Origin of the sequence: Bradyrhizobium arachidis, from assembly GCF_024758505.1 — a bacterium.
GTDB lineage: Bacteria > Pseudomonadota > Alphaproteobacteria > Rhizobiales > Xanthobacteraceae > Bradyrhizobium > Bradyrhizobium manausense_C.
This window is the reverse complement of sequence record NZ_CP077970.1, coordinates 1,899,295-1,924,478: the sequence shown is the minus strand read 5'-3', so window position 1 is coordinate 1,924,478 and position 25,184 is coordinate 1,899,295. Positions and strand designations below refer to the sequence as shown.

Genomic DNA, 25,184 nt, shown 5'->3' with positions numbered 1-25,184 from the left:
CAGGTTTGGCTCATTAAGAATCGCCGCGACCTTTGCGCCGATGCTTGCGTTGAGGAACAGCAGCCTCGCCGCCTGCTTTAGACGAATGAGATCGCAGGCTTTTCGAGTGGAGAGTGGCGCCTGAGCGCACCTTTAGGCTCGGTGCCAAGCGGTTTGATCCGCGCCTCTCGCGGCCGCAAACAGCAGCCCCGTTTGCGCCGACAGGTGGGACCTACCACGGCGTTGCGTGAGTCCAGTCATTTCCTTCGACGGGTCAGATTTCGACATACGCGATGCCGGTGAAATTGCCCTGGGACCAGAGGAGATTGTGTTTGTTCTTTCCATCAAGAGTGGCGGAATAGATCGAACCGGCGAGGTCGGTGATGAACATCTGGTTGCCGGGAACGTCGAGTGCGATGCCGATTCCCTCCATTAGATGCGTGATCAGAATTTCCGGCTCCGTCTCTAGATCGACGCACGCGCGATTGACTGTGTTGCCACGCGGCGGATCACCGCGGTCTGTCCAATAGAGGACGCGGTTCGCCAGATCGAACTCAAGGTGAATCGGCTCCGGCAAGCCGTCGAACAGCACCTCTATGTCGGAACGGGTTGCCGGGCCCTTGCCGTTTGGGATGTCCATGTCCGCGCGGAAGATCCGGCCCTTGCCGGCATTGTCCGGACCTTTTTGCGTCCAGTAGATTTGGCGGCGATCGGTGTCGATGGTGATGCCGATGCACCATTTGGTCGGGTCGCGTCGGTCCAGCTCACCGCGGCCTGCCTCAACGAGCGTCTCGATCTCGGAACCGTCGAGATTGCACCGCATGACCCGCATTCCTTCGCGGTCAGACCAGTAGAGCTTGCCGCCTTTCTGATCGAGCTGAATCTGCTTCGGTGTGAAAGTGGCACCGCGCGGGACGATGACTCTACGAGCCGCTCCATCGATATCGGCTCGCTCGATCGAACCATCGTTAACGGCGATACCGGAACCCATGTTGGTCCAATAGATGTGGCCGGCGTCGACATCGATGGCGATTCCGTCAGGAAGCTGACAATCAGTGACAATAACCTTTCGATCGGAGCCATCTGGCTTCATGACTTGAATGCGGTTGGTGCTCACCTCAAGAAAGAATAGCTGACGACCTGCAATCTTTCGGCTGGACGAAAGTTTCGATTTGATCGCACTAGCGTCCGTCATGTTCTCCCTCAGGACTGATGGGTCGTATGCTCAAGGTAGTTTTCCAAGCTGCACAGTGAGCGACGGGTCAGAGATGTGCTTTCGATCATCAGGTTGTTTGAAACACTAAACATCTCGCATGCCCGTGCTTTTGAAGCGGTCACCCCGGCGGCAGACCTTCATGGTATCGGTAGGCAGTGGAGCAAGAGCCGGGCCAATTGCCAAACCATTCAGCCGATGGCTTGTCGACCGAACTATTTAGCTGGGACTTAGATCCGTCTTGCTGCGGATAGTCGTTTGATTGCTCGAACGACAGGCCACCTTCCGTTCCCGCTTCCGCGGTCCTGATTGGCGAACATCAATATTTCGCGACCGCGTCACTCCTGCTGTAGTTCGCACGAACCAAACCGATGTCGACGTCCTGACTGATGCGCGCGGTCCCTGCACGGCCGCCCGCCGAAACGCCTACCAGTGCGGTTGGACAAAAGAAGTCCATATCCCGACGGCCCATAAACACGTGGTCGTACTCTATGCCGACGGACCAATTCGGAGCGCAGCCAAGTTCAAGGCCCGCGCCTACAGCACTGCCCCAAAGGGTTTCGCTGCCATTGTCGATTGTCAGCCTAGTCGCAAGATCGAAGACCCGGTATTTGTCGCGGACGCCTGCAGCGCCACCCTTCGTACAGAACAGCACGTTATTCTTGGTATAGCCGACCTGGCCGGTGAACAAGCCAAATCCATCGATCCTGGATTCATCCTGCACGCCAGCGAAGGCAAGGTTGGCGTTGGAGCCCTTAAAGTCGGCCCAGTTGCCCTCCGCCTCAAGACCGAACACAGAGTTCGCAATCTGCCAGCGGTAACCAATTTGACCGCAGGCGGTGCCTCCTGTCGAACTATGGCACCCCATCACGAGCGGCGGAGCAACGACCAAGTCGCCGACATTGACGACGTGCCAACACTGGTGCGCAGAGCCAAAGCCCCCATTGATGCCGGTGTAGCAGCCGCTCCAGTCGTAGATCGGAGTGACCATTGGGAGCGCTTTCGCCACCAGATCAGCGGCCGAGACCGAAGCAGTCTGCGCAAAAAGCGCGACGGTGCACAGCAGGACTTCTTTCATTCTTTTGGCTCCGTTCCGTGTCGGTTTCCTTGACAGTTGATCGGCCACGATAGCCATGCCTCCGTCTTCTCCATCAATTGCCAAGGCTGGTAGTTGACTGCATCGCAGGCCTTCCCTGAGCATTCGATCTATCGACAGAATTCAATGTCGGCCCGGCTAACGATTTAGTCGTCCGAGCAGCCGATCGATCATCATTTTCCTGACTACGGATCTTCTAAGCGCGCCACGCCGCGCCTTGGAGTCGCTTTCAGTTCATCTGCTTAGTGGGAATTATACTTTGCCCATGATTTGGCCATCAAATCCGGTCGATTGGCACGCCAATTGCTGGAACATGAGAAAGAACGCCTCCATTCCGATGGTCGAGAGGATATCGATGTCAAACCGGAATTGGTTCTCATGGTACTCCTTTCCATTCTTTGCGCCACTCAGCGGGGCAGTGACTCAGGACATTGAGACGAATGTTGGCGCGCGGCTCGACGAGGATGTAGCCAAAACGATTAGCGTAACCGAACGGTTCGACACCCTATCCGACGCCGTTGAGGAACTTGATGAAAAGCTCGGGACGCTCGCGAAGGCACTCGGGCAGACATCTGCACTTGCAAGCTTCGAAAAGAACTCCGGGCAAACAACACCAATGCGGCGACTAAAAAGCATCATAGATGCGGTGAACAAGATCAAAGATCGTCATGGCCAAGACGCCGATCTAGAAGCCAAACGCGCGCTGAACCGCCTGAAGGCCATTGACCCTGCGCGATATAGCGAATTCTTTCGCGAGTACGAGGGAGGCGGCTTTAGGAGAGAGGCCGGTCGGGCGAACGGCTGATCAGCCCGGCCGGGACGAACCATGCCCCCTGCTCTGGCTCGCGTTCGCGCGTGACCTCGCGATGCTCATCAGAGGGTCGATCAGACCTGAGTGCGAAGTTCTTTCCGTGCAAGACTTGGCTGAGAAAGGCGGCGGGCCCTCTCAGGGGTCTCAAACAGCGTGTCACCCATTCGGAGTCTTTCAAGGCGCTCCAGCGAGATTTCGTCCAGCGGCCCCTACTCCGAATGGTACAAATATCTTCGGGAAGACCATCGCGGTCATTTTGCGATCTTCGGTTCAGTCCGGCTGAAGCGACGGATGTCCGAACTTCGGCACGAAGGCCGACGCATTCCAACGGCGCGGCGCAAGGCACACTTTCCTGTTCAGAAAGGTGTCGACACCCCGTTGGTGGCACGGCGATTGCTGGGACAGATTTCGGGCGCGGTGATGGGGCGACGAAGCGCTCCTGCAATCTCCGGCCCAGGAGTTCGGATGAGGCCCACTCGATCGATCAATCAAGGCCATGCTGATGCTGCAGCCCGTCAAGTCCGGAGCGGGCCCTTGGCGTCGTGGCGCCGAGCTGAGCAAAGCGGCAGCGTCACGCCTCCTGCCATATTGCCGCATAGGGGTCCTGAAAGCGCGCTGCGCGACGAATTGCTGGTGTGTTTCGACGAGCTGCATTTTCCATTTAGCCTTTCCCAAACTGGACGTTTCCAGCGCACCAGCGCTGTCACGAGCACTCAACAATGACAAGGAGATGAGGATGACGAAGGAAGCGGGAATCAACGATAACGTCGGCGATGCAACACGCGCATTTCAGGACTTTACCAAGCAAACCATCGGAACGCAGACGGAGTTTTCGAAAAAGTTTTTCGACGTCTATTGGCATTGGCAGGAGCGACTTCAAACCGAATGCACGCAGGCGGTAGACCTCTTCGGGAAAGTCACCTCCGCGACCTCCGCAAACGATCAGATCGGCTTTCTTCAGCTCTGGATGAAAGGCGCTACGCAGCGGGTCGCGCGAGATGTGATCTACTCGATTGAGAGCGCGAAAGCCCTCGCGAATGTCGACCTTCCACCGTTCGCCAGCCCGGAGCTCTTCAACCCTACTGTCCTCTTCCCTCCTTTGGCATCGCTCAACTTTCCAGCTGGGGCTGGCATCAAATTTCATTATGGTTCTTGGCAACTGCCGACTCTCCGGATCGACGGAGGTCGACCAGAACGTTGACAGTTTGGCTTTCCCTACCAGGAATCCACAGGATGATGGGGCTCTTGGTACAAAGGAGCGCGCCGCTAGACATGACACTGGCGCGCGTTGTTCGCAACGATGTTCACTTTCTCCGATGCAAGCGACACCACCATCATCAGCTCGGTTGGGCTATGATCGTCAGACAAACCGTCGGTAGGCCAGACCCGGTGGTGTCGCTACGGAAGCCCCTTGCGCTGCTACTCTCCGACCGACCGCATGCAGACAACGACCGGCAGCCCCGGTTATTTTGCTCGTTGCTCGGCGGCCTCAAAGAACTACTCTCAATCCAAGCTCGTATATCAGGTGAACTGAAGGGGCTACAACGTCGCAGTCAAGGCACTTGAGAATTGGTGCGTACTTGCTGCCTAGTCCAGGAAGCAAGAGCATCGGCTTTCCACCTCGGACACGGTTCGTGCTGACGTCCACGGGCCTCTGCCCGCTATTTTTGTAGTGTGTCGTGGAAATCGCCGTGCCAGAGCAAAAGCCGTGCGTGATCGAGTTTGCGATTGCAGATGCCCGCAACCTCTCGTCAGGTTTCGGACAGTGCGTCCTAAACTGTACGCGAACGAGTAGAACAACGAGGCTATCAAGAACTCTCATTTATGGACAACGCCGGTTATTGCAGGACCACATAAGAGGTCGGCGCCGGGACTAACAAGGTTGGTAGGCGATTTGGCCTGAAGCTGAGGTAAGGTCATATTGTAGTATCGCTTGAAAGGTACGCTTTGATCCGAAGATGCGATTTGGATTAGCAGACCTCGCCAGCCTATGCCTTGCGCATAGTGTATGAGTGGCCCGCGTCGGTTGTTGCAGGTAGGCGCCCGGCGTGGGAACGTTGAAATCCATGGATAAACAACGGGAGTTGCTCGAGGTGCGAGTGCGTACCGTGAAGCTGCATGGCTTCCCCACCTGCGAGTCGAATAGGACCGGCGTCAGGGAATGGCCGCCGATTAGTCCGGAAGAATGGCTGGCCGACGTCCATCCGAACGCGAGCCTGGTGTCCCTCCAGGAGGGCATCCAGCAGCGGATCGCGTCTGACCTTCACGATTCGACCTGCCAGCATCTGATCGCCGCGAGCCTCGGGCTGATGCGCCTGCGCACCTGCCTGAACGACCAGGCCGGTGCTGCGCGGCTATGTGACGAGATCGATGCCTCGATCGACGAGGCGCTGCGGGAGATCCGGGCGTTTGCCTATTTGCTGCACCCGCAGAATCTGACCGTCGACGGTCTGAAGGCGACCATCGAACGTTATTCGCGGGGGTTTGCCGCGCGGACATCCCTGCGCGTTACGACCAGGATTTCGTCGGATATCGATCGCTTGTCGCGTGACAAGCAGTACTCGGTGCTCCGGGTCATTCAAGAGGCCCTCACGAACGTTTTTCGCCATGCGAAGGCAACGGAGGTGAGAATCGCCGTGGCCTCGGCCGGCGGTCATTTTCAACTGACTGTCAGCGACAACGGGCAGGGCTTTCCAGCTGATCGCGCTAAATCCGGTACGAAGGCTGTGATGGGTGTTGGAATTCCGGCCATGCAGGCAAGATTGCAGCAGATCGGAGGCACGCTTCATATCCAGTCTGACGCGGCGGCGCGACATTCCGGCACCACCTTGCTGGCGGTGTTCCCGCGCAAATCCGCCAGGAACAAACGTAACAGGAAAGCGACCACAACCCTCGTGAGGGCCCGCGCAGGCACATCGTGAGAGAAGAAAACTGATCACCGGGGTAGGCGAACGTCGCTTTTTCCGTAGTTGGCGTTTCGGGCTGCCACCGTGTCAAGAAAGTTTGGAGTGCTCTGCCATGAAGCGCTTTCTGATCGCGACGATCACGAGACGGTGCGATCGGGCCTGCGGGTCATGCTCGAACAGCGGGCGGATTGGCAGGTGGTCGCTGAAGCGAATGCGGCAGCAAGGCGGTTGCCGCCGCAATCGCCAACCAGCGCCACGACGTCGCCATCGTCGATTTTTCCATGCCACGCATCGCGCGGCGAATCAGGGAATACCCGTTTCAGACCGAGGTGTTGATCTTCACGGTGCACAATTTCAGCCTGCTCGCGCAGGAGGCGTTCCAGGCAGGCGCGCGCCTTCCTGCAGAAGTCCGACGCCGCCAAGCTGATGCTCGCGGCGGTGGAGGCGCTTCTGGCGCACAGCCGTCATGTCGAACCGCTCCAACTGATCGTCAGCGGAGCGGCAACCAATGTCGAGCAGACGGTCGCAATTGCGTTCGAGACGCGTTCCGACGTCGAGAGCGTCGACTATTCGATGCCGCTCATGAGCGGACCGGAGGTCGGCCGTCGTGCCCTGCAGCACGGAAGTCCTGATCTCGACAGTGCACTAGAATGAGAGCTGCTGACTGAAGCCATCCTGGCGGAAATCCGCCGGCTCCTTGCTCAAGCTGGATGCTAGGAACCACCTGATTTCCGCGATCGAGGGCGCTACCGACCTCAGGGACGACAGGCTTCCGAACGAGAGTGAAATTGTCACCATACAAACACTATGAAACCAATGATGAGAGTACCTTGAATGCATAACGTGAAGGCACCGGGAGATTGTGAGGAATTGATCCACGTCATCCACGACCGCCGATGACATGAGCAAGTCCTATCGAAAGATAGCCGTTTATCTAACCCGGAGCCCGAATGATGCCGCGGTCCTTTCAGTAAACGCCATCGCCGATCGCTGCGGCATCCATGCCTCGAGCTCCGTGCGTTTCGCCCAGTCACTGGGCTATGAAGGTTTCAAGGAGCTTGAGGCGCTGTTTCAGCGGCGCCTGTCAACTGCCGCCCCGGGTTTCGAGGCGCACATTAGAGCCGTGGAGGTTGGACTGGGTGCCCGTGTCGATCGCAGTGAAGTTGGTTTCCTGCGCGACCTGGTCGTCCGTGACATTGCCTCCCTTCAAGACATACTAAGGGACTTCTCCCCAAAAGCTCTCTCGGACGCGGTGAGCCTCCTTGAGAGAGCCGACTCGGTTTTTCTGATCGGGCAACTGCGTTCAGCGCCCGTCGTTGAATTCCTTCGCTACATATTGACCATGCTGGGAAAACGTTGCGTGTTGCTCGACGCAGGCGGCGGACTTGCTACACACATCGCGCGTACGATCCGCAAGAAGGACGTGGTCTTGGCGGCATCGTTCCGCTTCTACGCAAACGAGGTCGTCAACGTTGTGGAAGAAGCCGGGCGAAATGGCGTTCCTATCATTGCGCTATCGGATAGCACGCTGTCTCCGCTGGCCAAGAGCGCCCGCGTTCTATTCGCGGTCCCAGAGCATGAATACAAACTTTCGCGTTCACTCGCCGCTCCTGTGTGCATTGCCCATGCTTTGATGGTAGCGCTGGCAGCGAGACTACAGAAAAATAACGTCAATCCGCGGATTCCAACGGTTACCGGTCAGTAGGGCAACTGGAGCGGGCTTGCGCTTGGATCCCCATTGAGACTCCCATTCCTTTGGCCAATTTCACGAAGGGCGAACAACGCCGTCGCAACTCCAGCAACTCAGATTATGGCGCGGTCGGCCTGCGCCTTTTCTATGTTCGTCGTCCGGTGATGCGCGCAGGCGAGCAGCGCCTCAAAAAACCAGACGTCGATCGGTTACGGGGGTAACTCGCACCATGTCGAGCGTCGGATGGCGGGCACGTGGATGGGATGTGATGGTTTGCGGTTGTCCCGTCAGGGCGGCCGTTTCGATTGCGACCAGTGCACGCAAGTCAGCCAATCCCTCCTCGCCATCAGCCTCGGGCGGCGTTCCAGCCTTGATGCAATCTGAAAAATATTCCACCTGCGCGCCAAAATGGTCGATTTGCGCAAACTGCGTTTCGCGGACCTCGCCATCGCGGCGCAGACGCAGTTTTGTTGCAGTCTCGAACCTGAAGCCAGGGTCGAGTTCGAGATCGCCAGCCGTTCCGACAACCCGATAATTGTCGACGGCGGCCGCCCCGAAGCTGGCGACGAATTGCGCCAAACCGCCCGATGGGAAACGCAGCAAAGCTGCGACGGACGCTTCCACCTCGCCAAAACGCGGGTCATCGTTCGGTCGGTGCGCCATCGCCATGGCTTCGATCGGCTCTTCAGCAAAGATGTGACGAGCCGCATTGACGCAATAGACCCCGACGTCCTGGAGCGGTCCGCCCCAACTCGCAGCTTTCAGTCTGTGGTTCTCTGGCGGCGCCTGGAAACTGAGCACCGATTGAAAGAAGAGCGGCCGGCCGATCGCGTTGTTGCGGATGTGTTCAAGGACCACGACCGTTCCGGGTTCGTTGTGGAGCCTGTAAGCGGTCATCAGAAACACGCCGGCTTCGCGCGCAGCGGCGATCATGGCGAGCCCATCTTGTTCGTTGGTAGCCAGCGGCTTCTCGACCAAGACGTGTTTGCCGGCGCGAGCTGCCCGAACAGCGTAGTCAGCATGCAAGTGGTTGGGCAGAGCAATATACACCGCGTCGACGTCGGATCGTTTCAAAAGGGCATCGTATCCGTCATAGCCGACAATCTGACCAACACCATGGAACTCCGCCAGCCGCGCGGCCTTGTCCCGATCACCGGTCACGATCGCAGTGACCTTCGAGTTCGTGGACTGTCCAACGCCTGGCAAGAAGGCCTGTTGCGAAATCCGGCCCGCGCCGACAACTGCATAGTTGATCAGCATTTTCTCTCCCAGGACTGGCGTTTGATTGCGTGAGTGGCTGGTCGATTCCCTCCAGCCTTGTTTGCTCGCTATCGGTCAGTCATACAACGGAAGATGTGGTCCATATTCCAGGCTCGCAGGCCATTTCGGGCAAGCGCTTCAGCGACTTGCTCTGCGATGGCCGAGGTGACATAGCCGTCCCATGCGCTCGCTCCGACCGACGCTCTGGTCTTCACAGCGCTGACCCAATCAGCTATCTGCCTGCGATACGCCGCTTCGAACCTCGGCCCCCAAAGGGCTGGATACGAATGACCGCCAGCTCTGTCTCTGTTCATCAGCGTCCGTCTTCCGCTGGTTTCACGAGGGCTTTAGAAAATGAACCCCTGCGGCCGTTTCACATGAGCGTCGTTGGGTCGATTATTCATGTTCGCGACACGTTGCTTTTGCTAGCTCGTCTTGGAGGCCATCGACGTCCCGATGATGCCCGCCGACGCCAATTGAGCGATCTCGGTGCCAGAGAGCCCGAGAAGTCCCGATAGTATCTCGCTGTTGTGCTCTCCGAGCGTTGGCGCCGCTGTGCGGATCGCAAACGGTCCCGAACTGTCGCGGATCGGCATCGACGGCTGTGGATGCACGCCAATGAACGCGCGTTCCACTTCCTGTAGAAATGCACGCGACCCGAGATGCGGGTCTCTGAGCAGATCACTTGGCTGCCGGGCCACGCCAGCCGCAACTCTTCCCGCCTGCAACTTCGACATCGCCTGGTCGGCATCGTGGGTGAGCGTCCAGGCTTCGATGGCCCTCTCTATCTCGTCCTCGATACAGCGGCGAGCTTCTGCAGATTGCAGCGATGCGTCTATCGCCCAGTCTGGCCGTCCAATGAGAATAGCAAGTCTCTGCCACATCTTCTCGTCGATCGCGGCTAGCATGACCCAACTGTCCTCACCCGAGCACCGAAAGCAGCCATGCGGAACGAACTGCGGATGTCGACTACCATACTTCGGGGGCGGCCTACCGCCGATCGACTGAACGGTGATCCACGGCGCTGCAAACGGCATCATGCATTCGATTTGCGCAAGGTCAATGAACTGTCCGAGCCCGGTATTGCGGGCGTGAATCAGCGCGACCAGAACTGCTGCGCAGCCGTTCAACCCACCGACGGCATCCCCAAAGGCGACGTGGCTCATCACGGGTGGCCCGTCCGGATTTCCGACCACGATCGGCAACCCTGACGCCTGCTCGAGGGTCGAACCGTAAGCTCGACAATCGCGATAGAGGCTGTTCGCGCCAAAGGCGGACATTGACAACATGACAAGCCGAGGATTGAGCGTTCGGAGCACATCGTAGCCAAGTCCGAGCTTCGGCAGCACATCAACCGAATAATTATCTACGACGACATCGGCTTCCGCCAAAAGACGCTTGGCAAGAGCGAGGCCTTGGGGTCGCGTGAGGTCGAGCGTGATGCCGCGCTTGTTGCGGTTCATGATGCAAAAGGCTTGGCTCTTTTCGTACATCTGAGCGTCGACGTAAGCGGGCCGCCGGTCGACACCGCGCCACCAGTCCGGATACTTGGTGGACTCAATCTTGATGACTTCCGCGCCAAGATCAGCCAGGGTGCGCGTGCACAACGGGCCTGCCCAGCCCATTGTGAAGTCGATAATGCGAATTCCACGCAAGGGCTGCCGTCCGGCATCGATGCAGGTGGACGACCGCGACGCCGCCAAAGATAGCTGCTTTGGGATGTCCGCGACAGATTGCTGCTCGCCAAGAGCTGGAACTTTGCCTCCTCGGCGCGGGGGCGTCAATGTCAGCCGCTGCATCGATCCAACAGTCATGCCCTCTTCTCGGCCTAGGACGATAGGCACGATTGCGCCGCGCTCCTTTTTTTCTGTGTCGAGGAGCAGATCGGATAGGTTCGGTACTGGTACGATCGGGATCTTCCGCTTCAGTCCCTCTGCGAACCACTCCTGCGCTGTCCGAGCCTTCAACCTTGGCACGAACTGTCGTTCGATCATCTCGATGTATTGCAGACGCTCTTCGCTGAGGACCAGAGCCGGACTATCGCGCAGTTCGGACAGCCCGAGCATATCGCAGAACGCGTGCCATTGTGCCGGCGTGAACGTCGTAACGCCGAGCCAGCCGTTTTTGGTTTCGTAAACGCCGCCCGGGAAAACCGGCCAGAAGCGGTTAATGCCAATCCGGCGCATGACCTCGCCGCGCGCCGAGGCCTCGAACATGAGATACTCGCTTATAGCGAGGCTCGATTCGAAGATACTGACCGACCACGACCGTCCTGCCTCACCCTTCATTCGTGCAACCGCCGAAGAAGCCGCCGCGATGAAACCCCACAGACCGCCGAGGATACCGGTCTGGAAATCCGGTGCGTGCAAGGGCGGGCCCTCGGCGGGTCCCACGAGCTTGATAAGGCCGGCGAGCGCGCGAATGGTCGCATCGGTTGCGGCGAATCCCGCATAAGGGCCCTCGCGGCCGAACCAGCTCGCTTCGAGGTAGATCAAATTGGATCGCCGCTGGCGGATCGCGGCGATATCAATGGAGGGGCAGTTCGCCGGATCAATTTCCCTGCCGTCAACCAGAATATCGCAGTCCTCGATCATTGCAGTCAGCCGCGTTACCGCGTCCGATGCAGCGGGGTCAATGATTGTGCTTGACTTGTTGAAGTTCAGGAAAGCGAACCAAGCGCTCTGGCCCTTCGGCGTGAGCGGCGCGTAGTGGCGAATTGGATCGCCTGCCGGCGGCTCGACCTTCTGAACATCCGCACCGAAGTCGGCAAACAATCGCGCGCAATAGCTGGTTGCCGCCGAGCTACCAATTTCGACGACCCGCAGATGCGACAGTACTCCCATCGTGGCTCCATTTTCCCAATCAAAGGCCACCAATTGACCCAAAGAATTGCTCGCGCCGGATCGGACCCTAGTGCGCGGCAAAGCCCTCACAGCCGCTTGCGACGACTTCGTCGCATTTTTGCCGATAGCTGCCTACACCCCCGGTGTAGGAGAGCACTCGGCGCGGCTTCCCTTCGACGTTCGATCCCAGGTACCAGGAATCAGTCTTGGCGATCAGCATTGCGTTGGCGGTTTCCTCGTGATGCGCCACCCACTGATCTTCCAACGCTTTGGAGGGTTCGATGAACTTCAAGTTCTTGCCACGGAGATAGCTAATGCATCCGGTTATCCACTCGACCTGCTGCTGCAAGCAAGTGGTCGCGTTGCAAAGCGCGGCCACGGGGGCTAGCGGCGCCGCGGTCGTGAAGAGATTGGGATAGCCGTGAACTTGCAACCCTATGGTGGTCCGGATGTCTCTGCCCCACTCCTCCTTCAGCGACCGTCCATCGCGACCGCGGATGTCGATGCGGGTCAAAGCGCCCGTTCCTGCGTCGAATCCCGTCGCTAGGATGATGACGTCGAGCCGGTGAACTGTGCCGTCCGCCGTCTGGATGCCTTCGGTCGTGACGCGCTCGATTGGGTTGGTCTTGACGTTGACAACCTCCACACTGGCTCGATGGAACGCCTCGAGGAAATTCTGCTCCAAAATGGGTGCCGAATCCGTAATCGCTCGGGATCAGCAGCTCGCATAGTTTTGGATCCCTGAGCCGCTCGCGCATTTTCGCGCGCACGAATTCGGAGATCTCCGCGTTTACCCCCTCATCGAAGAACAATTCGGCGAAGGACGCCATCCACAACTTCACAGAACCATCGTTCCAGCAGTCTTCGATCACCTTGCGGCGCTGTTGCGGTGGCAGACCGGCCCAGGCGTACTGAACGTCATATTCGAAGCCCGTGAACGTGTGCGGCAGCAGCTCGGTAAGGGCTTTGAACTTCGACTTGTAGGCCTCGACGTCGGCGGCGTTGTACTTGGGATTCTTCATAGGGAGGATGTATTGCGGCGTGCGGACGAACACCTTGAGCTGGCCGACCTTTTGCGCGATCGTCTGGACCACCTGGATCCCAGTTGGTCCGATACCGACCACGCCGACAAGCTTCCCAGTAAGATCGACCAGTTGCTGCGGCCATCGCGCCGTATGAAACGCCTGCCCCTTGAATGTCTCCTGGCCCGGGAAAGACACATGGGGCGCCGAAAGCATGCCGCAACAGGTGACGAGAAACTGGGTATCGATCATATCACCCTTGTCGGTCACGACCACCCATCGCTCCGTCGCTTCATCGAAATGAGCGCTCTGGACCGTCGCGCCGAACTGAATGTCCTTGCGTAGATCAAGCTGGTCCGCCACGTAATTGAGCCAGCGTTCGATTTCGGGTTGGCTCGGAAACCTTTCGCTCCAGCTCCATCCTTTGTAGAGGTCTTCGGAGAAAAGGTACTGATAGACGTGTCCCTCTGAATCGACGCGCGCACCAGGATAACGGTTCCAATACCAAGTGCCGCCGACCCCTGAGGCCGCGTCGATCGCCCTGACGTTCAGCCCGAGCTCCCGTAGCCGGTACAGCTGATAAAGGCCAGCGACGCCGGCTCCGATAACCAGGACATCGACTTTCGCTGTCGCATGCCCGCCAATACCACCATTGGCCCAGCTCGTGGTTTTGGTCATCTTCTCCTCCCGCCTGTTCTTGACGACCTGGCGAGGAGAATAGCAAGTATCGTACCAGTGGGGGGGCCGCGATAGTCAAGCGCCCAAACACAACGCCTCGAAACGAGCAACGACTGCAGCGCCTTATGCTTTGAAGCAATTGCGACATACGTCTGCAGCACGACAAATTCGAGTCGCATTCGCGCATACCAAGTCCGCAGTCTTTGTTCCCTAACTATCACGGACCGAACTTTTACAACGCAATCGTCCGCAAGCGACCTACATCGTGGAGCGACCTTCGTACTGCCTAAAGCAGATCGCAGCGGTCGCACTCGACGCTAATGTGGAGACGCACTGCGCATAGGACTCGTCGAACCACACAAGCATGGCCTGTTTGATCTTCCGCACCAACACTGACAGCTTGTGATCATTCGATTAACGGCCATTCCTCCGAGCCGTGACCGAGACATTTTGCGAACGGTCAACTACCAACAATGGCAATTGATCTAGATGACAGACGCGTGTCACTGATTGCTCGCTAAACGTCGGACTGGAGCTTGCCGACATTCAGCAATAGCTCATTCACAGATACACGCTCGTTTTGACAAGGACTTGCAGCAATGCATTCGTCTGCACTGACGTCGCGCGCCCAGAACTCTGAAGCCGCGCCTGTCTGCTTTCCCGATATTACTCAAATTATCAAGTGGCGCGACAGCTCCTATGCTGCTGATCTCTATATTGCCGCAGTCTCATGGCTTGATCTCTTTACTTACCTGGATAACCAACCGGTAACGGAAGAGGAATTGCGAGTTGATTTCTCTCTTCGCGAGCGGCCAACGCGGACCATGCTTCGCCTCTTTGAATCGTGGGGCCTCATCTCCAGACAATCCGGCCGACTGCACGCAACAGCGACAGCCGTTCGGTATCTGAGCGGAAATTCCGCGGACAACGTCGCGTCGTATATTGCAACGATGAAATATAAGCCATCTGTGCGGGAACTTTATGAGGTCCTGCGACAGGATGGCTCGGATACCTGGCACGTCGAGCGCGGCGTAACCAAGACCTGGGACGCCTTGATGCAGACGGATGAGTTCGCCGATCTGAATACACGCGGGATGGAGGAACGCGGACGGATCTTTGCTCCGCACCTTGCGAAGCTGCTTGATTGCACGAATGATACTTGCGTACTCGATGTAGGCGGTGGATCGGGAGTCTATTCTGCGCATTTGTTGATGCGCTATTCCCCACTCTCTGCAACGATCCTTGAGCGTTCCCCTGTTGATCGGCTTGCAAGGACGTGCCTGACAGATCGGAATTTGTACCCGAGTCGTGCCAATGTCATAGCCGGCGACATGTTCGTTGATCCCCTGCCTCGGAATGCTAGCCTCCACCTCTATTCGCACGTTCTTCATAATTGGGGACCAGACAAGGTTCATCTGCTCCTGAGCAAGTCTTTTGACAGCATTGCTTGCGATGGTCGGATAGCAATTTACGGCTGCCACCCTGATGATCGCGGAGGCCGCCCGTCCCCGGCCGCCGAAGCGGAGTACTCCGTGCTCCTTACCACGGGATACGAAGGCTGCTGTTACAGCTTTGAGGACATGCGGGCCATGCTCGAGAGGACCGGCTTCCAGGAGATCGAATTCCACAAATCAATCTGCAATCGCAGCCTCATCGTCGCGAGAAAGATCGTCTGACCCCAATGACTTTTCCGCTCTGCAGGAACGGCTCATTCCGCCGCTGCTCTCGATGCATCTCGTGAGCACGACATGACTATTCCAATCCATGTTCTCTTGTCTAAGCTTCGGGTGGCGGGTTACACGGTCTTTTCTGGGGTACCGTGTTCTATCTTTGGTGGTCTATTCGACCAAGTCGCTGAAGCTTCAGAATTCCTGAGCTTGCCTGCGGCCAACGAAGGCAGCGCAGTTGCGCTAGTTGCTGGCGCGGCGCTCTCAGGTCAACGAGGGGTCGTTGCGCTTCAAAATTCCGGGCTCGGAAACATCATCAACCCGCTGACATCTCTGTTAATGGTCAACAAGATTCCCATCCTTCTCCTCTTATCCGTTCGTGGCCACCCCGATGAACCTGCCGACGAGCCCCAACACACGATCATGGGTGCCAACACAAGAGCCATCTTGAACCAGTTCTCTATGGAATCCTGTGACTTTGATGGGACCGAGTCCGGCTTGGATAACGCCCTCGCACAAGGCGACGATGCGTTTCATCGCTCAGCGCCGTTTGCATTGCTTTTTCGGAGAGGTCAGCTATCCAAGTGCAGCCCGGATGAAAGACAGACTGATGCAATCCATTATGGGGTCAGTGTCGGGCAAGCCATTGAGTTGATTTATCAGCAGCTCGAACCCGATACTCTTATTGTTTCCACGACCGGATACATTTCACGTGAGCTGTTCCGCATTCAGGATCGTCCCACTAACTTCTACATGCAGGGCTCCCTTGGACATTGCAGCGCGGTTGCGGCAGGGGTCGCGCTGACTTCGCCGACCCGACCTGTGCTGGCACTGGATGGAGACGGCGGCGCGCTGATGCACATGGGTATCCTATCGACGATAGGCTACGCCGCCCCCCAGAATCTCATTCATGTGGTACTGGACAACGAAGGATACGTTTCGACGGGCGGGCAGTTCTCGACGTCACGAACGACATCTCTCGAGGCCGTTGCGTCCGCCTGCGGTTATCGAACGGCTACTCGCTGTGAGCGGGCCGAGCATATCACGACGGCCTTGCGGCAGTGCGCCCGGCGCAGCGGCCCTCATTTCGTGGTCTGCAAGGTCAACCGCCTCCATCCCTCTCAGCTTGCTCGCGTCACGAGCCGATATTCTCCCCTTCAGAACAAGACCATGTTTCAGCGCTGCATCGGCATCGGCGGCAATGAGATCGCGACAACCGGCAATATGGGTCTCGTGTCCTAGTTCGGTGGCCGCATATGCGGCTGATCTTCATCGCTCTGGTTTGGAACGAAAACGGGCTGTTCAAAGAGGTGCTCCGATCGCCTCCCTTATCTGCTTCCAAGAAACGCAACCGCGGTCGTGGATCTCAAATAGACGCCCAAAGAGAGTTATGACATGTACGATACCGATCAAGACTATCATCCAATGCTCATCGCAGGTGCGCCCGCCCACTCGGACGCAACGATCGAGGTGAAGAACCCATTCACAGGGATGCTTTTTGGCAGAGTCCCGCAAAGCAGACCGGAGCATGCACGCCGAGCATTTGAAGCAGCCGCGCGGATTCATCCTCGGCTCACGCGCCGCGAACGAACGGATATCCTCCTGGGGACGGCAAGCGCCCTTAGAAGAGATCAAGACCGACTTGCTCGGCTTATCACAGCAGAAACAGGTCTCTGCCTGAAGGACGCTTTGCATGAAACCGGGCGTGCATGCGACGTCTGGTCATTTGCTGCCCATATGTTAATCCAGAGCGACGGCGAGATTTATCCATCTGACATTGGCGCAACCCCACATGATCGGCGCATTTTTTCCATGCGAACACCCCTTGCGGGTGCGATCTCAGCTATCACGCCGTTTAATCATCCTCTCAATCTCGTCAGCCATAAACTCGCGCCCGCGATTGCGACAAACAACCGCGTCGTCCTGAAGCCATCTGAGCGAGCGCCATTGACCGCCCTGGCGCTCGGAAGGATTCTCTACGAGCAAGGCCTGCCGGAGGGAATGCTTTCGATCCTGACAGGGGCTCCCGCCCCCTTGGGAGACGCCATGTTTACCGATCCAAATGCTGAGCTCGTCACGTTTACTGGCTCCGTGCACGTTGGGCACCATATTGCGGAACGATCCGGTTACCGGAAGCTCATCTTGGAGCTCGGTGGGAATGACCCCATCATTGTGCTTGAGGATGCCGACGTCGATCGGGCAGCGTATTTGGCGGTTCAGGGAGCGACCAAGAACTCGGGTCAACGATGTACAGCCGTCAAGCGGGCGTTAGTGGTAGACTCCGTTGCCGACGAATTCGCCGAGCGGGCGCTCCATCACATGCTGAAGCTTTCGACCGGCGATCCCAGCGATCCATCGGTTGACATCGGCACCGTCATCAGTCGAGAGGCTGCCCAGCTGATTGCTCGCCGGGTTGCCGATGCCGTCGATGCTGGTGCTACCCTGTTGCTGGGTAACCAGCCTGACGGCGCGTCTTATCCGCCCACCCTATTGGACCACGTCTCAGCAACGTCCGAACTTGTTATTGAAGAAACATTCGGGCCTGTGCTGCCGATCATCCGTTGTCCTAATGATGTTGATGAGATCATATCGATTGCGAACGCGACCCAGTTTGGACTTTCTGCTGGAGTGTGCTCCAACCGGCTTGATCATGTAACGAAGCTCATCGACGGTCTCGCGGTTGGTACCGTCAACGTGTGGGAAGTTCCCGGGTATCGCACCGAATTGACCCCTTTCGGGGGAATCAAGCAGTCCGGACTCGGGCACAAAGAGGGCGTGCTGGAGGCGATGCGGAGCTTCACGCAGTTGAAGACCTACTCGCTTCCCTGGTCGGTCTAGGCCAGCGGCTTGTCTGCTCTGTTGCGTATCGTGACGATCTGGAAGGGATCGGCTGCAGTAGCCCTTGCAAATGATCGAGGATCTTCTGATCTCTCTCACGTTGGACCGGCTCCTAGTTTACCTGCCGCGCTCGAGCATTTGTAGTCTGCGAAGGCGGCCGTGCTTTCAAAGTCATAAAGAACCGGTCGCAGCCGGACGAGCGCTCAACACATGAATTGACGCTCCATCAAGGCCGCCAATCTGCTCCGGCATACGGGGGCGACCCGCGATGCTGTGGGGCGGCACGCCGCTCGGACTTGGGGCTGACATTGGCCGTCCGATATGACCGCATAAGACGTCGAGATCCTACTACTGCAGCAGATTTCGTAGCCTAGGCGAGGACAAGCATGGTACTGGGCTATTATATATCGACCTACGGCACACGCTAGGAAAGGCTCCCTCCAGCACATCCCGCGCAAAGCTTCCTCATCGTCAGGAGCGCGCCACCGCACTTGCTTAAGCCAGACGCCATTATATCGTGAAGCTCGGCACCGACCTCGGCCGAAGCCCCCCCTCGCGAACCGGCTTGCGCGGTGCGATTTCCAATCTGTCTAGCGGGGAAACGTTTTGCCTTGATTTTCTAAGGAAATCTCAACGGTTTCGAAGAATGATTTTACGCAGCGTAGGCGTCTTTTATCCGATGTCGTGACAATATACGTTTTGAAATCACTCGAGAGTTCGTCGACTGTTTTATAGACGAGCTCCTCTGCTGGAAACACGCTGTCCTCGAGGAGGACGCCGATTCCGATTCCGTGCAGAACGGCCTCCTTCAGAACAGGATAAGTCGCCATTTTGATAACATTGGGCATACTTGTACTGTTCTCAAGACATGCTTTTTCCACTTCGCGGAGCGTCAGCGAACCATCCTCGGTTAGAATGATTCTCTCTTGGGCAAGTTCGGCAAGAGTGAGTGTCGGTCTGCAGGCGAGTCGGTGCTCGCGCCGCATGAGCGCCATGAGCCGAGTCTTGCTTAGCTGCACGTGGAATAGGTTGGCAATGTCATCAGGCTCCGTGATGATAGCAATATCGACATCACGCGCTTCAAGCCGTTGCTTAGCAAGCTCCCAGGGCACTAGGGAGAACGTGATTCTGACTGCAGGAAACTGCCGGTTGAACTCGGAAATAAGTGGCATTGCCGGGCGCGGCGCGTTCGCGATCACCGTTAGATGTCCGGCCGATAGGTCACTGTAGGCATTGATCTTCTCCGCGACGAGCTGCTCGAGGACTCGAACGCGATCAGTTAGCGCAAACAGTTCCTGAGCCGGTTTTGTCGGCTCGAGCCCGCTGCGATGACGGATAAAGAGTGTCGTCCCCATATGTTGCTCAAGCTTCGCAAGGTGCTGGGTGACGGCCGATTGGGTGACACCGAGGACAGCTGCAGCTTCTGAAACGCTTCTCTGCCGGAAGACCTCTGTAAAGGCCGCAATCTGATGAGAACTAATTTTCATGCCTTCGACGCCTGCTCCTCCTATTGCCGTAGATTCGCATTCCGACGCGGTTTCAAGGCTTTTCGCGCCCCTGCCTACTGGCAAGGTTGGAGTTGTATGTACTGGGCGGCCTAACGGCGACCTGAGCGGCACGGCTCAGAGAATTGAGGCGCGCGGCTTCGGCGTTCTTCTTAAAGTATTTGCTGATCACCGCTGTGTCTCGACCGACGATCGAAACAACTTACTGTCGCGAATACCCTAACCTCATATCGCCCTTCCCCACATGGCCTGCTTCAAGATCGCAAATCGACGAAAGACTCTTCTTAAGATGCTGCCTCAACTCCCGGTAGAGGCTTCTGCTGTGGTGGTTGAAAATGAACATCACATGGTATCCGAAATGTCAAACTTCTACTGCGTCTCCAAAGCAGAGCTTGGGCGCGTTACTCTCCAGTATAGGCAAACCAAGCCCCCTCCGCTTGGAGAGTGTTTTCTCTGCGCAACAGAAACACACAACCTTGATTTTTGACTGCGCCAGTTGCGCGCCGTTTCGCAGGTGCATCTCGACCATTTAACTTGCTCGCTGGATCGCTTTTCAGCAAGACCGGTAAGATTTGGCATAATTTAGCGCGCGGATTAAGGCTTTCGCGCAGAATAAAATTGGCAGCGGCGATAGATGAGCCGATTGAATGCCAGCCAATTTAATTGAAGCAATACTTCAACTATTAGCAGGGCTAATAACAGGACATTTCCACGTCAACTATGCTTGCTACGCCTCGTCTCCGGAAGCAGGCCGCAAACCACTGTCAGTCAGGCCTATCGAGAGCGCAACGCTCACGCACCACGAGATCGCGCGTGTCGAGGTGACCCTCTCCCCATCGAACCGGGGATAGGAGGGTCGGCCGCCGACCTCGTACGAATTAATAGGAGAGGCGAATGAAAATAAGCACCGACCGTATCCTCACGACCCACGTCGGCAGTCTGCCGCGGCCCTCTGCATTGGAGGAGATGCTCCTAGCAAAAGAGAAGAGCGAACTGGACGCTGACCGCAATCCGTTGCTGGCGACCAGCGTCAGTTCAGCGGTCCTCGACATCGTAAAAAAGCAATCGCTTATTGGGCTTGCGGTTGTCGATGATGGCGAGATGAGCAAATACGCCTATTCGACCTATGCGCGCGAGCGCATGACAGGTCTGACGGGCGTTGATCAGCCGCTTGCGTTGTCCGAGCTGGCGGAGTTTTCGAATTTCGCAAAGCGGGTCGATCTAGATATCAAGACGCCTGCGTGCGTGGGACCTATCGCGTACCAGGGAGAGGCGGCGGTGGCGACGGATATCGCCAACCTCAAAGCGGCACTCAATATGGTTTCTGTTGAGGAGGCATTCATGAACGCCTCGTCGCCGGGGATTATGGCCCACTACATGCCGAACAAATATTATCCCTCGCAGGAGGCCTATCTCTATGCCTTGGCTGACGCGATGAAGAAGGAATATGACGCCATCGCTGCATCGGGCATCCTTCTGCAGATCGACTGCCCTGATCTGGCGCTTGGACGCCATTTCCGGGCGAAGCCGATGGATGTCGCGGAGTTTCGCAAGGAAATTGCCCTTCACGTCGAGGTCCTTAATCATGCCCTGCGCGACATTCCCGCCGATCGGATGCGACTGCATCTATGTTGGGGCAATTACGAATCGCCCCATCATCACGATATCGATCTCCACGAGATCTTCGATATCATCATCAAGGCGCGGCCGATGGCACTTCTGCTGGAGGCGGCAAATCCACGTCACTCGCACGAATGGAGTCTGTTCAAACAGACGCGGCTCCCCGACGACAAGATTATCGTGCCGGGTGTCATCGACACCTGCACGAACTACATTGAACATCCCGAGGTCGTCGCCCAGCGCATCGAACAATACGCCAATTTGGTCGGACGGGAGCGAGTGATCGCTGGCACCGACTGTGGCTTTGCCAGTTTTGCAACGTTCCACACTGTCGATCCGGACATCGCCTGGCGCAAGCTCGAGTCGCTTGTGCAGGGCGCCGAGATTGCGACTCGCCGGCTCTGGAACGCGAACGCCAGGCCCTCCGTTGAAGCCGTTGCTTCCTGACAGCGCAAGTAGCCTCCAATAATGAAAATCATTCAAATCACCGACCTTCACCTGGTCCCAGCTGGCAATCGTCTCTTCGACAACGACCCGGGTGAGCGCCTGAACGCCTGCCTGGCCGATATCGCCAGGCAGCACGCAGATGCGGAGCTCTGCGTCATCACCGGTGATCTCGCTCATCACGGCGAGAAAAGCGCCTACGTTCGCCTGCGCGAGGCGCTAAAGGTCCTGCCTATGCCGGTGCGGCTCTTGATGGGCAATCATGACGATCGGGCCAATTTCCGAAGCGTGTTTCCCGAGGCTCCTCTTGACGATTTCGGCTTCGTTCAATCCGCGCTCGATACGGCGGCCGGACGCTTTCTCTTCCTCGATACAAAGCAAACCGACAGCCACGCCGGCCTTTACTGTGAGCAGCGCCAGGCATGGTTGCGCACGCGTCTGGGAGAGTCACAAGGCAGCCCTGTCTATCTCTTCATGCACCACCCGCCGCTTCCGGTTCACTTCCGACCGGCTGACGACATCATGCTGGACGATGCTGCAAGATTTGGACGGCTCCTCGACGGACACTCCATCCGCCATCTGTTCTTCGGGCATGTGCATCGCCCAATCGCCGGAAGCTGGCAAAACATTCCCTTTTCCTCCTTGCGGGGGCTCAATCATCAATTGTGGCTCGATTTCAGTCACGAGCGAGGGATTCCCTGCAGCATGGAGCCGCCAGCCTATGCGATCGCGTTCCTGAACTCGGACGCGGTGGTGATCCACACCCACGACTTTCTCGATACAAGCGCAAAGTACCTGTACGAGCCCGACCTGCCCGTCGAGCGTCAAGTCGTTCCAATGGCGCGACGAAGATAGTCCTGATCCCGCCCGCGGGGATTCGCTTGCCGCCAACGATCATCACGCCTGCCCGTTCGTCGTCTATCCCCGGCGCCGCAGTTGCTCGCCGCGTTGGACTCTTATTGCGAGCCTTAAAGGAGGATACTCATGAATTTGTCACGTCGCACATTGCTCCGTTCTTCCGCCGCGGTATCAGCCGCCTCCGTTTTTGGTTCACTGGCCGGCTCCGCCTCTCCGGCCTCGGACACCGTAACCATTGCCTCACTGTACGATCTCTCCGGACCGTTCGATGTCTATGGCGCACCGTCCAACATGTGCACGGAATTCGCGGTCAAGGAGTTAAACGCGGCGGGCGGGCTACTCGGCAAGCAAGTCGTCCTGAAGGCCTACGACTGCCAGTCGGACATCAACAAAGGTCCGCAATACGCGCAGCAGGCGGCGTTGCGCGACCGAGCCGTGATGGCGGTGGGCGCCTTGACTGGAGCTGCCCGAGAGGCGACGCGACCGGTTCTGCGCAAATACAAGGTGCCGTATTTCTATGGTTCGATCTATGAAGGTGGCGCCTGCGAACCGAACATATTTTGCTGCAGCACCGAAGGAAACCAGCAGGTCGTTCCGCTGCTCGAGTGGTCGTTCAAAACTCTTGGTAAGAGGCTCTATTACATCGCCTCCGATTACAACGCGCCGCGCACATTCGGAGCCTGGAATCACGTGATGGCAAAGCGCGAAGACGGCGAGGTGCTTGCGGACGACTATTATCCCCTCGATGTTACGGATTTCACTGCGGCAATCGCCAAGATCCAGGCGGCAAAGCCGGATTTCATCCATTCCTGCCTGGTTGGTGGTCCGTCAATGTCCTTCTACCGTCAATGGGCCGCAGCGGGAATGCTGAAGAAGATTCCCATCGTCTCGATCATTTTCGGTGGTGGGCAAGAGCACGAGATTTTGGCACCTGAAGAGACGAACGGCATCTACGCGGCCTACAACTATTTCCAGGAGCTCGATACGCCACGAAACAGAGCCTTTCTGGCGCGTTTTGCTCAAGCGATGGGTCAAAACCACGCCTACATCAATGGCGAGGCGATCGGTGGATACAATACAGTTATGTTGTGGGCCGAGGCCGTCAAGCGCGCGAACAGTTTCGATCGCGACGCAGTGATGAAGGCTTGGGAAACCGGGATCACTTGGGAAGGGCCCGGCGGGAAAATGGTCACCGACGGGCCTACGCACCACACTACCCAAGACGTACGCATCATCAGGGTCGAAAACCGAGTCTGGAGCCTGGTTGCAACCAAAGAACAGATCCAGCCGGACAGCTATGGCGGCAGGTGCGACGTCTTTGCCCACCCAAATCAGACGGAATTCTTGATGCCACAGATGTAGGTGGCTCGCGGCGCTGCGTCTCCAAGCGGCGCCGCAGCCTCATTTGCTTGCTTTTCGTTAGTCACCACTCGGCAGGAGAGCACGCCTCTTCGTTCGAGCAATCCAAGGAGAATTCTAGTGAAACTATCCCGTCGCTCGTTTCTCGGCACTTCCGCAGCGCTCTCTGCTGCATCCATCGCCGGCTCTTTTGCCGGAGGCGCCTGGGCCGCATCCGACACCATCGCTATTGCATCCCTCCATGATTTGTCGGGACCTCTTGATATTTATGGCGTACCCTCGAATTTGTGCATGAAGGTCGCCGTTGAGGAGATCAACGGCGCAGGCGGCCTACTCGGCAAAAAGGTCGAGCTAAAGGTTTATGATGGCCAGTCCGACATCAACAAGTACCCGCAATACGCGCAGAAGGCGGCGCTGAACGATCGGGTCGTCATGGTACAAGGTGCGCTCAGCGGCGCCGCGCGCGAAGCCACGCGCCCCGTTCTGCGCAAGTACAAGATACCTTTCGTCTACGGCTCATTCTACGAAGGCGGACTTTGCGAGAAGAATACATTCTGCGTCAACACGGGCGGTAACCAGCAGGTCGTTCCTTTGCTCGAATGGTCGTTCAAGAATCTCGGAAAGAAGCTCTACTATATTGCGTCGGACTATAACGCCCCCCGCAATTTCGGGATCTGGAATCACGTGATGGCCAAGCGCGAAGGTGGCCAGGTGTTAGCCGATGATTACTATCCCCTCGATGTCACGGATTTCACCGCGGCTATTGCAAAGATACAGGCCGCTAAGCCGGACGTCGTGCATTCCTGCCTCGTTGGCGGCCCGGCCATGTCGTTCTATCGCCAATGGGCAGCGGCCGGGATGCTAAAGAGGATTCCGATTATCTCGATCGTGTTTGCCGCTGGCAACGAGCACGAGGTTCTTGCTCCGGAGGAAACGGACGGCCTGATCGTTGCGTACAACTACTTCCAAGAACTCGACACTCCGAAGAACAAGGAATTTCTGGCCAAGGTGGAAGCCGTTGCCGGCAAGAACCACCCCTATATCAATGGCGAGGTGTTCGGCGGCTATAGCGGTGTCATGCTCTGGGCCGAAGCGGTCAAGCGTGCCGGCAGCTTCGAACGGGAGGCGGTCCTGGCTGCCCTCGAAAGCGGCATCCGCTGGGAAGGTCCGGCCGGGGTCATGACCACGGATGGCCCCACCCATAACACGACCCAAGACGTTCACATCATCAAGGTCGAGAACCGCGTCTGGAGCCTGATTGAGAAGAAGGAGCAGATTCCGCCGGATACGTATGGTGGCAAATGCAACGTCTTCACCAATCCCAACCAGACGGATTTTCTGATGCCGCAGATCTAGGTGGGCCAGCGCTGGCGGCGCCGCACTTTTCGCGGCGCC

Annotated in this window: 18 protein-coding genes and 1 pseudogene; 12 read left to right on the top strand and 7 right to left on the bottom strand. The window is 57.5% G+C overall.

Features of this window, described 5'->3' with window-relative positions:
• Window positions 1-253 precede the first annotated feature (253 nt).
• Together KUF59_RS08565 and KUF59_RS08560 are read right to left on the bottom strand one after the other, a co-directional pair.
• Window positions 254-1,174, bottom strand: a complete 921-nt coding sequence (locus KUF59_RS08565; RefSeq protein ID WP_258769276.1) for an NHL repeat-containing protein — start codon at window positions 1,172-1,174, stop codon at window positions 254-256.
• 337 nt (window positions 1,175-1,511) lie between these two features.
• Window positions 1,512-2,270: an outer membrane protein gene (locus KUF59_RS08560; RefSeq protein ID WP_258769275.1), complete on the bottom strand. Its 759-nt coding sequence runs from the start codon at window positions 2,268-2,270 to the stop codon at window positions 1,512-1,514.
• A gap of 277 nt (window positions 2,271-2,547) precedes the next feature.
• Here KUF59_RS08560 and KUF59_RS08555 point away from each other — a divergent pair, with 277 nt between their 5' ends.
• The 3 genes from KUF59_RS08555 to KUF59_RS08545 all read left to right on the top strand — a co-directional run bounded on the left by KUF59_RS08555 (window position 2,548) and on the right by KUF59_RS08545 (window position 6,020).
• Complete coding sequence (locus tag KUF59_RS08555) at window positions 2,548-3,093, top strand: hypothetical protein (protein WP_258769274.1); 546 nt, start codon at window positions 2,548-2,550, stop codon at window positions 3,091-3,093.
• Between the two features lie 742 nt (window positions 3,094-3,835).
• Entirely contained in the window at window positions 3,836-4,300 is a 465-nt protein-coding gene (locus KUF59_RS08550) for a hypothetical protein (protein ID WP_258769273.1), read from the top strand.
• 847 nt (window positions 4,301-5,147) lie between these two features.
• Entirely contained in the window at window positions 5,148-6,020 is an 873-nt protein-coding gene (locus KUF59_RS08545; protein WP_258769272.1) for a sensor histidine kinase, read from the top strand.
• A 122-nt stretch (window positions 6,021-6,142) separates the two neighbouring features.
• Here the strand turns inward: KUF59_RS08545 and KUF59_RS08540 are convergent, their stop codons facing one another.
• Window positions 6,143-6,427, bottom strand: a complete 285-nt coding sequence (locus KUF59_RS08540) for a hypothetical protein (RefSeq protein WP_258769271.1) — start codon at window positions 6,425-6,427, stop codon at window positions 6,143-6,145.
• A gap of 4 nt (window positions 6,428-6,431) precedes the next feature.
• On the opposite strand from KUF59_RS08540, the gene KUF59_RS08535 reads away from it, so the two are divergent.
• Complete coding sequence (locus KUF59_RS08535; RefSeq protein ID WP_258769270.1) at window positions 6,432-6,659, top strand: helix-turn-helix domain-containing protein; 228 nt, start codon at window positions 6,432-6,434, stop codon at window positions 6,657-6,659.
• Window positions 6,660-6,906: 247 nt separating this feature from the next.
• Complete coding sequence (locus KUF59_RS08530) at window positions 6,907-7,710, top strand: MurR/RpiR family transcriptional regulator (protein ID WP_258769269.1); 804 nt, start codon at window positions 6,907-6,909, stop codon at window positions 7,708-7,710.
• 171 nt (window positions 7,711-7,881) lie between these two features.
• Here KUF59_RS08530 and KUF59_RS08525 read toward each other — a convergent pair whose 3' ends face one another.
• The 3 genes and pseudogenes from KUF59_RS08525 to KUF59_RS08515 form a co-directional block, all read right to left on the bottom strand.
• Complete coding sequence (locus KUF59_RS08525) at window positions 7,882-8,955, bottom strand: Gfo/Idh/MocA family protein (RefSeq protein WP_258769268.1); 1,074 nt, start codon at window positions 8,953-8,955, stop codon at window positions 7,882-7,884.
• Between the two features lie 425 nt (window positions 8,956-9,380).
• Window positions 9,381-11,798, bottom strand: a complete 2,418-nt coding sequence (locus KUF59_RS08520) for a CaiB/BaiF CoA-transferase family protein (RefSeq protein ID WP_258769267.1) — start codon at window positions 11,796-11,798, stop codon at window positions 9,381-9,383.
• Window positions 11,799-11,865: 67 nt separating this feature from the next.
• Window positions 11,866-13,498: pseudogene (locus KUF59_RS08515) on the bottom strand (flavin-containing monooxygenase).
• A 599-nt stretch (window positions 13,499-14,097) separates the two neighbouring features.
• Between KUF59_RS08515 and KUF59_RS08510 the strand changes: the two are divergent.
• The 3 genes from KUF59_RS08510 (at window position 14,098) to phnY (ending at window position 18,003) form a co-directional block, all read left to right on the top strand.
• Window positions 14,098-15,174 (top strand): methyltransferase, encoded by a 1,077-nt coding sequence (locus KUF59_RS08510; protein ID WP_258769266.1) that lies wholly within the window; start codon window positions 14,098-14,100, stop codon window positions 15,172-15,174.
• A gap of 72 nt (window positions 15,175-15,246) precedes the next feature.
• A complete protein-coding gene (aepY, locus tag KUF59_RS08505; RefSeq protein WP_258769264.1) occupies window positions 15,247-16,407 on the top strand; it encodes a phosphonopyruvate decarboxylase in 1,161 nt (386 codons plus the stop codon).
• Window positions 16,408-16,560: 153 nt separating this feature from the next.
• Window positions 16,561-18,003: a phosphonoacetaldehyde dehydrogenase gene (phnY, locus tag KUF59_RS08500; protein WP_258769263.1), complete on the top strand. Its 1,443-nt coding sequence runs from the start codon at window positions 16,561-16,563 to the stop codon at window positions 18,001-18,003.
• A 590-nt stretch (window positions 18,004-18,593) separates the two neighbouring features.
• Here phnY and KUF59_RS08495 read toward each other — a convergent pair.
• Window positions 18,594-19,490 (bottom strand): LysR family transcriptional regulator, encoded by an 897-nt coding sequence (locus tag KUF59_RS08495; RefSeq protein WP_258769262.1) that lies wholly within the window; start codon window positions 19,488-19,490, stop codon window positions 18,594-18,596.
• Window positions 19,491-20,402: 912 nt separating this feature from the next.
• Here KUF59_RS08495 and KUF59_RS08490 point away from each other — a divergent pair.
• From KUF59_RS08490 to KUF59_RS08475, 4 genes are all read left to right on the top strand, one after another.
• Entirely contained in the window at window positions 20,403-21,575 is a 1,173-nt protein-coding gene (locus KUF59_RS08490; protein ID WP_258769261.1) for a cobalamin-independent methionine synthase II family protein, read from the top strand.
• 21 nt (window positions 21,576-21,596) lie between these two features.
• Complete coding sequence (locus KUF59_RS08485) at window positions 21,597-22,427, top strand: phosphodiesterase (RefSeq protein ID WP_258769260.1); 831 nt, start codon at window positions 21,597-21,599, stop codon at window positions 22,425-22,427.
• Window positions 22,428-22,556: 129 nt separating this feature from the next.
• Window positions 22,557-23,792 carry an ABC transporter substrate-binding protein gene (locus KUF59_RS08480; RefSeq protein WP_258769259.1) on the top strand — a complete coding sequence of 412 codons (1,236 nt, stop codon included), beginning with the start codon at window positions 22,557-22,559 and terminating at the stop codon, window positions 23,790-23,792.
• A gap of 117 nt (window positions 23,793-23,909) precedes the next feature.
• Window positions 23,910-25,145, top strand: a complete 1,236-nt coding sequence (locus tag KUF59_RS08475) for an urea ABC transporter substrate-binding protein (protein WP_258769258.1) — start codon at window positions 23,910-23,912, stop codon at window positions 25,143-25,145.
• Window positions 25,146-25,184 lie beyond the last annotated feature (39 nt).

What these genes read in the sequence shown, in the direction of transcription:
- KUF59_RS08565 (WP_258769276.1), bottom strand. Translation starts at nt 1,174, where the DNA reads ATGACGGACGCTAGTGCGATCAAATCGAAACTTTCGTCCAGCCGAAAG.
- KUF59_RS08560 (WP_258769275.1), bottom strand. Translation starts at nt 2,270, where the DNA reads ATGAAAGAAGTCCTGCTGTGCACCGTCGCGCTTTTTGCGCAGACTGCT.
- KUF59_RS08550 (WP_258769273.1), top strand. Translation starts at nt 3,836, where the DNA reads ATGACGAAGGAAGCGGGAATCAACGATAACGTCGGCGATGCAACACGC.
- KUF59_RS08535 (WP_258769270.1), top strand. Translation starts at nt 6,432, where the DNA reads ATGCTCGCGGCGGTGGAGGCGCTTCTGGCGCACAGCCGTCATGTCGAA.
- KUF59_RS08530 (WP_258769269.1), top strand. Translation starts at nt 6,907, where the DNA reads ATGAGCAAGTCCTATCGAAAGATAGCCGTTTATCTAACCCGGAGCCCG.
- KUF59_RS08525 (WP_258769268.1), bottom strand. Translation starts at nt 8,955, where the DNA reads ATGCTGATCAACTATGCAGTTGTCGGCGCGGGCCGGATTTCGCAACAG.
- KUF59_RS08520 (WP_258769267.1), bottom strand. Translation starts at nt 11,798, where the DNA reads ATGGGAGTACTGTCGCATCTGCGGGTCGTCGAAATTGGTAGCTCGGCG.
- KUF59_RS08510 (WP_258769266.1), top strand. Translation starts at nt 14,098, where the DNA reads ATGCATTCGTCTGCACTGACGTCGCGCGCCCAGAACTCTGAAGCCGCG.
- aepY (WP_258769264.1), top strand. Translation starts at nt 15,247, where the DNA reads ATGACTATTCCAATCCATGTTCTCTTGTCTAAGCTTCGGGTGGCGGGT.
- phnY (WP_258769263.1), top strand. Translation starts at nt 16,561, where the DNA reads ATGTACGATACCGATCAAGACTATCATCCAATGCTCATCGCAGGTGCG.
- KUF59_RS08495 (WP_258769262.1), bottom strand. Translation starts at nt 19,490, where the DNA reads ATGAAAATTAGTTCTCATCAGATTGCGGCCTTTACAGAGGTCTTCCGG.
- KUF59_RS08490 (WP_258769261.1), top strand. Translation starts at nt 20,403, where the DNA reads ATGAAAATAAGCACCGACCGTATCCTCACGACCCACGTCGGCAGTCTG.
- KUF59_RS08485 (WP_258769260.1), top strand. Translation starts at nt 21,597, where the DNA reads ATGAAAATCATTCAAATCACCGACCTTCACCTGGTCCCAGCTGGCAAT.
- KUF59_RS08480 (WP_258769259.1), top strand. Translation starts at nt 22,557, where the DNA reads ATGAATTTGTCACGTCGCACATTGCTCCGTTCTTCCGCCGCGGTATCA.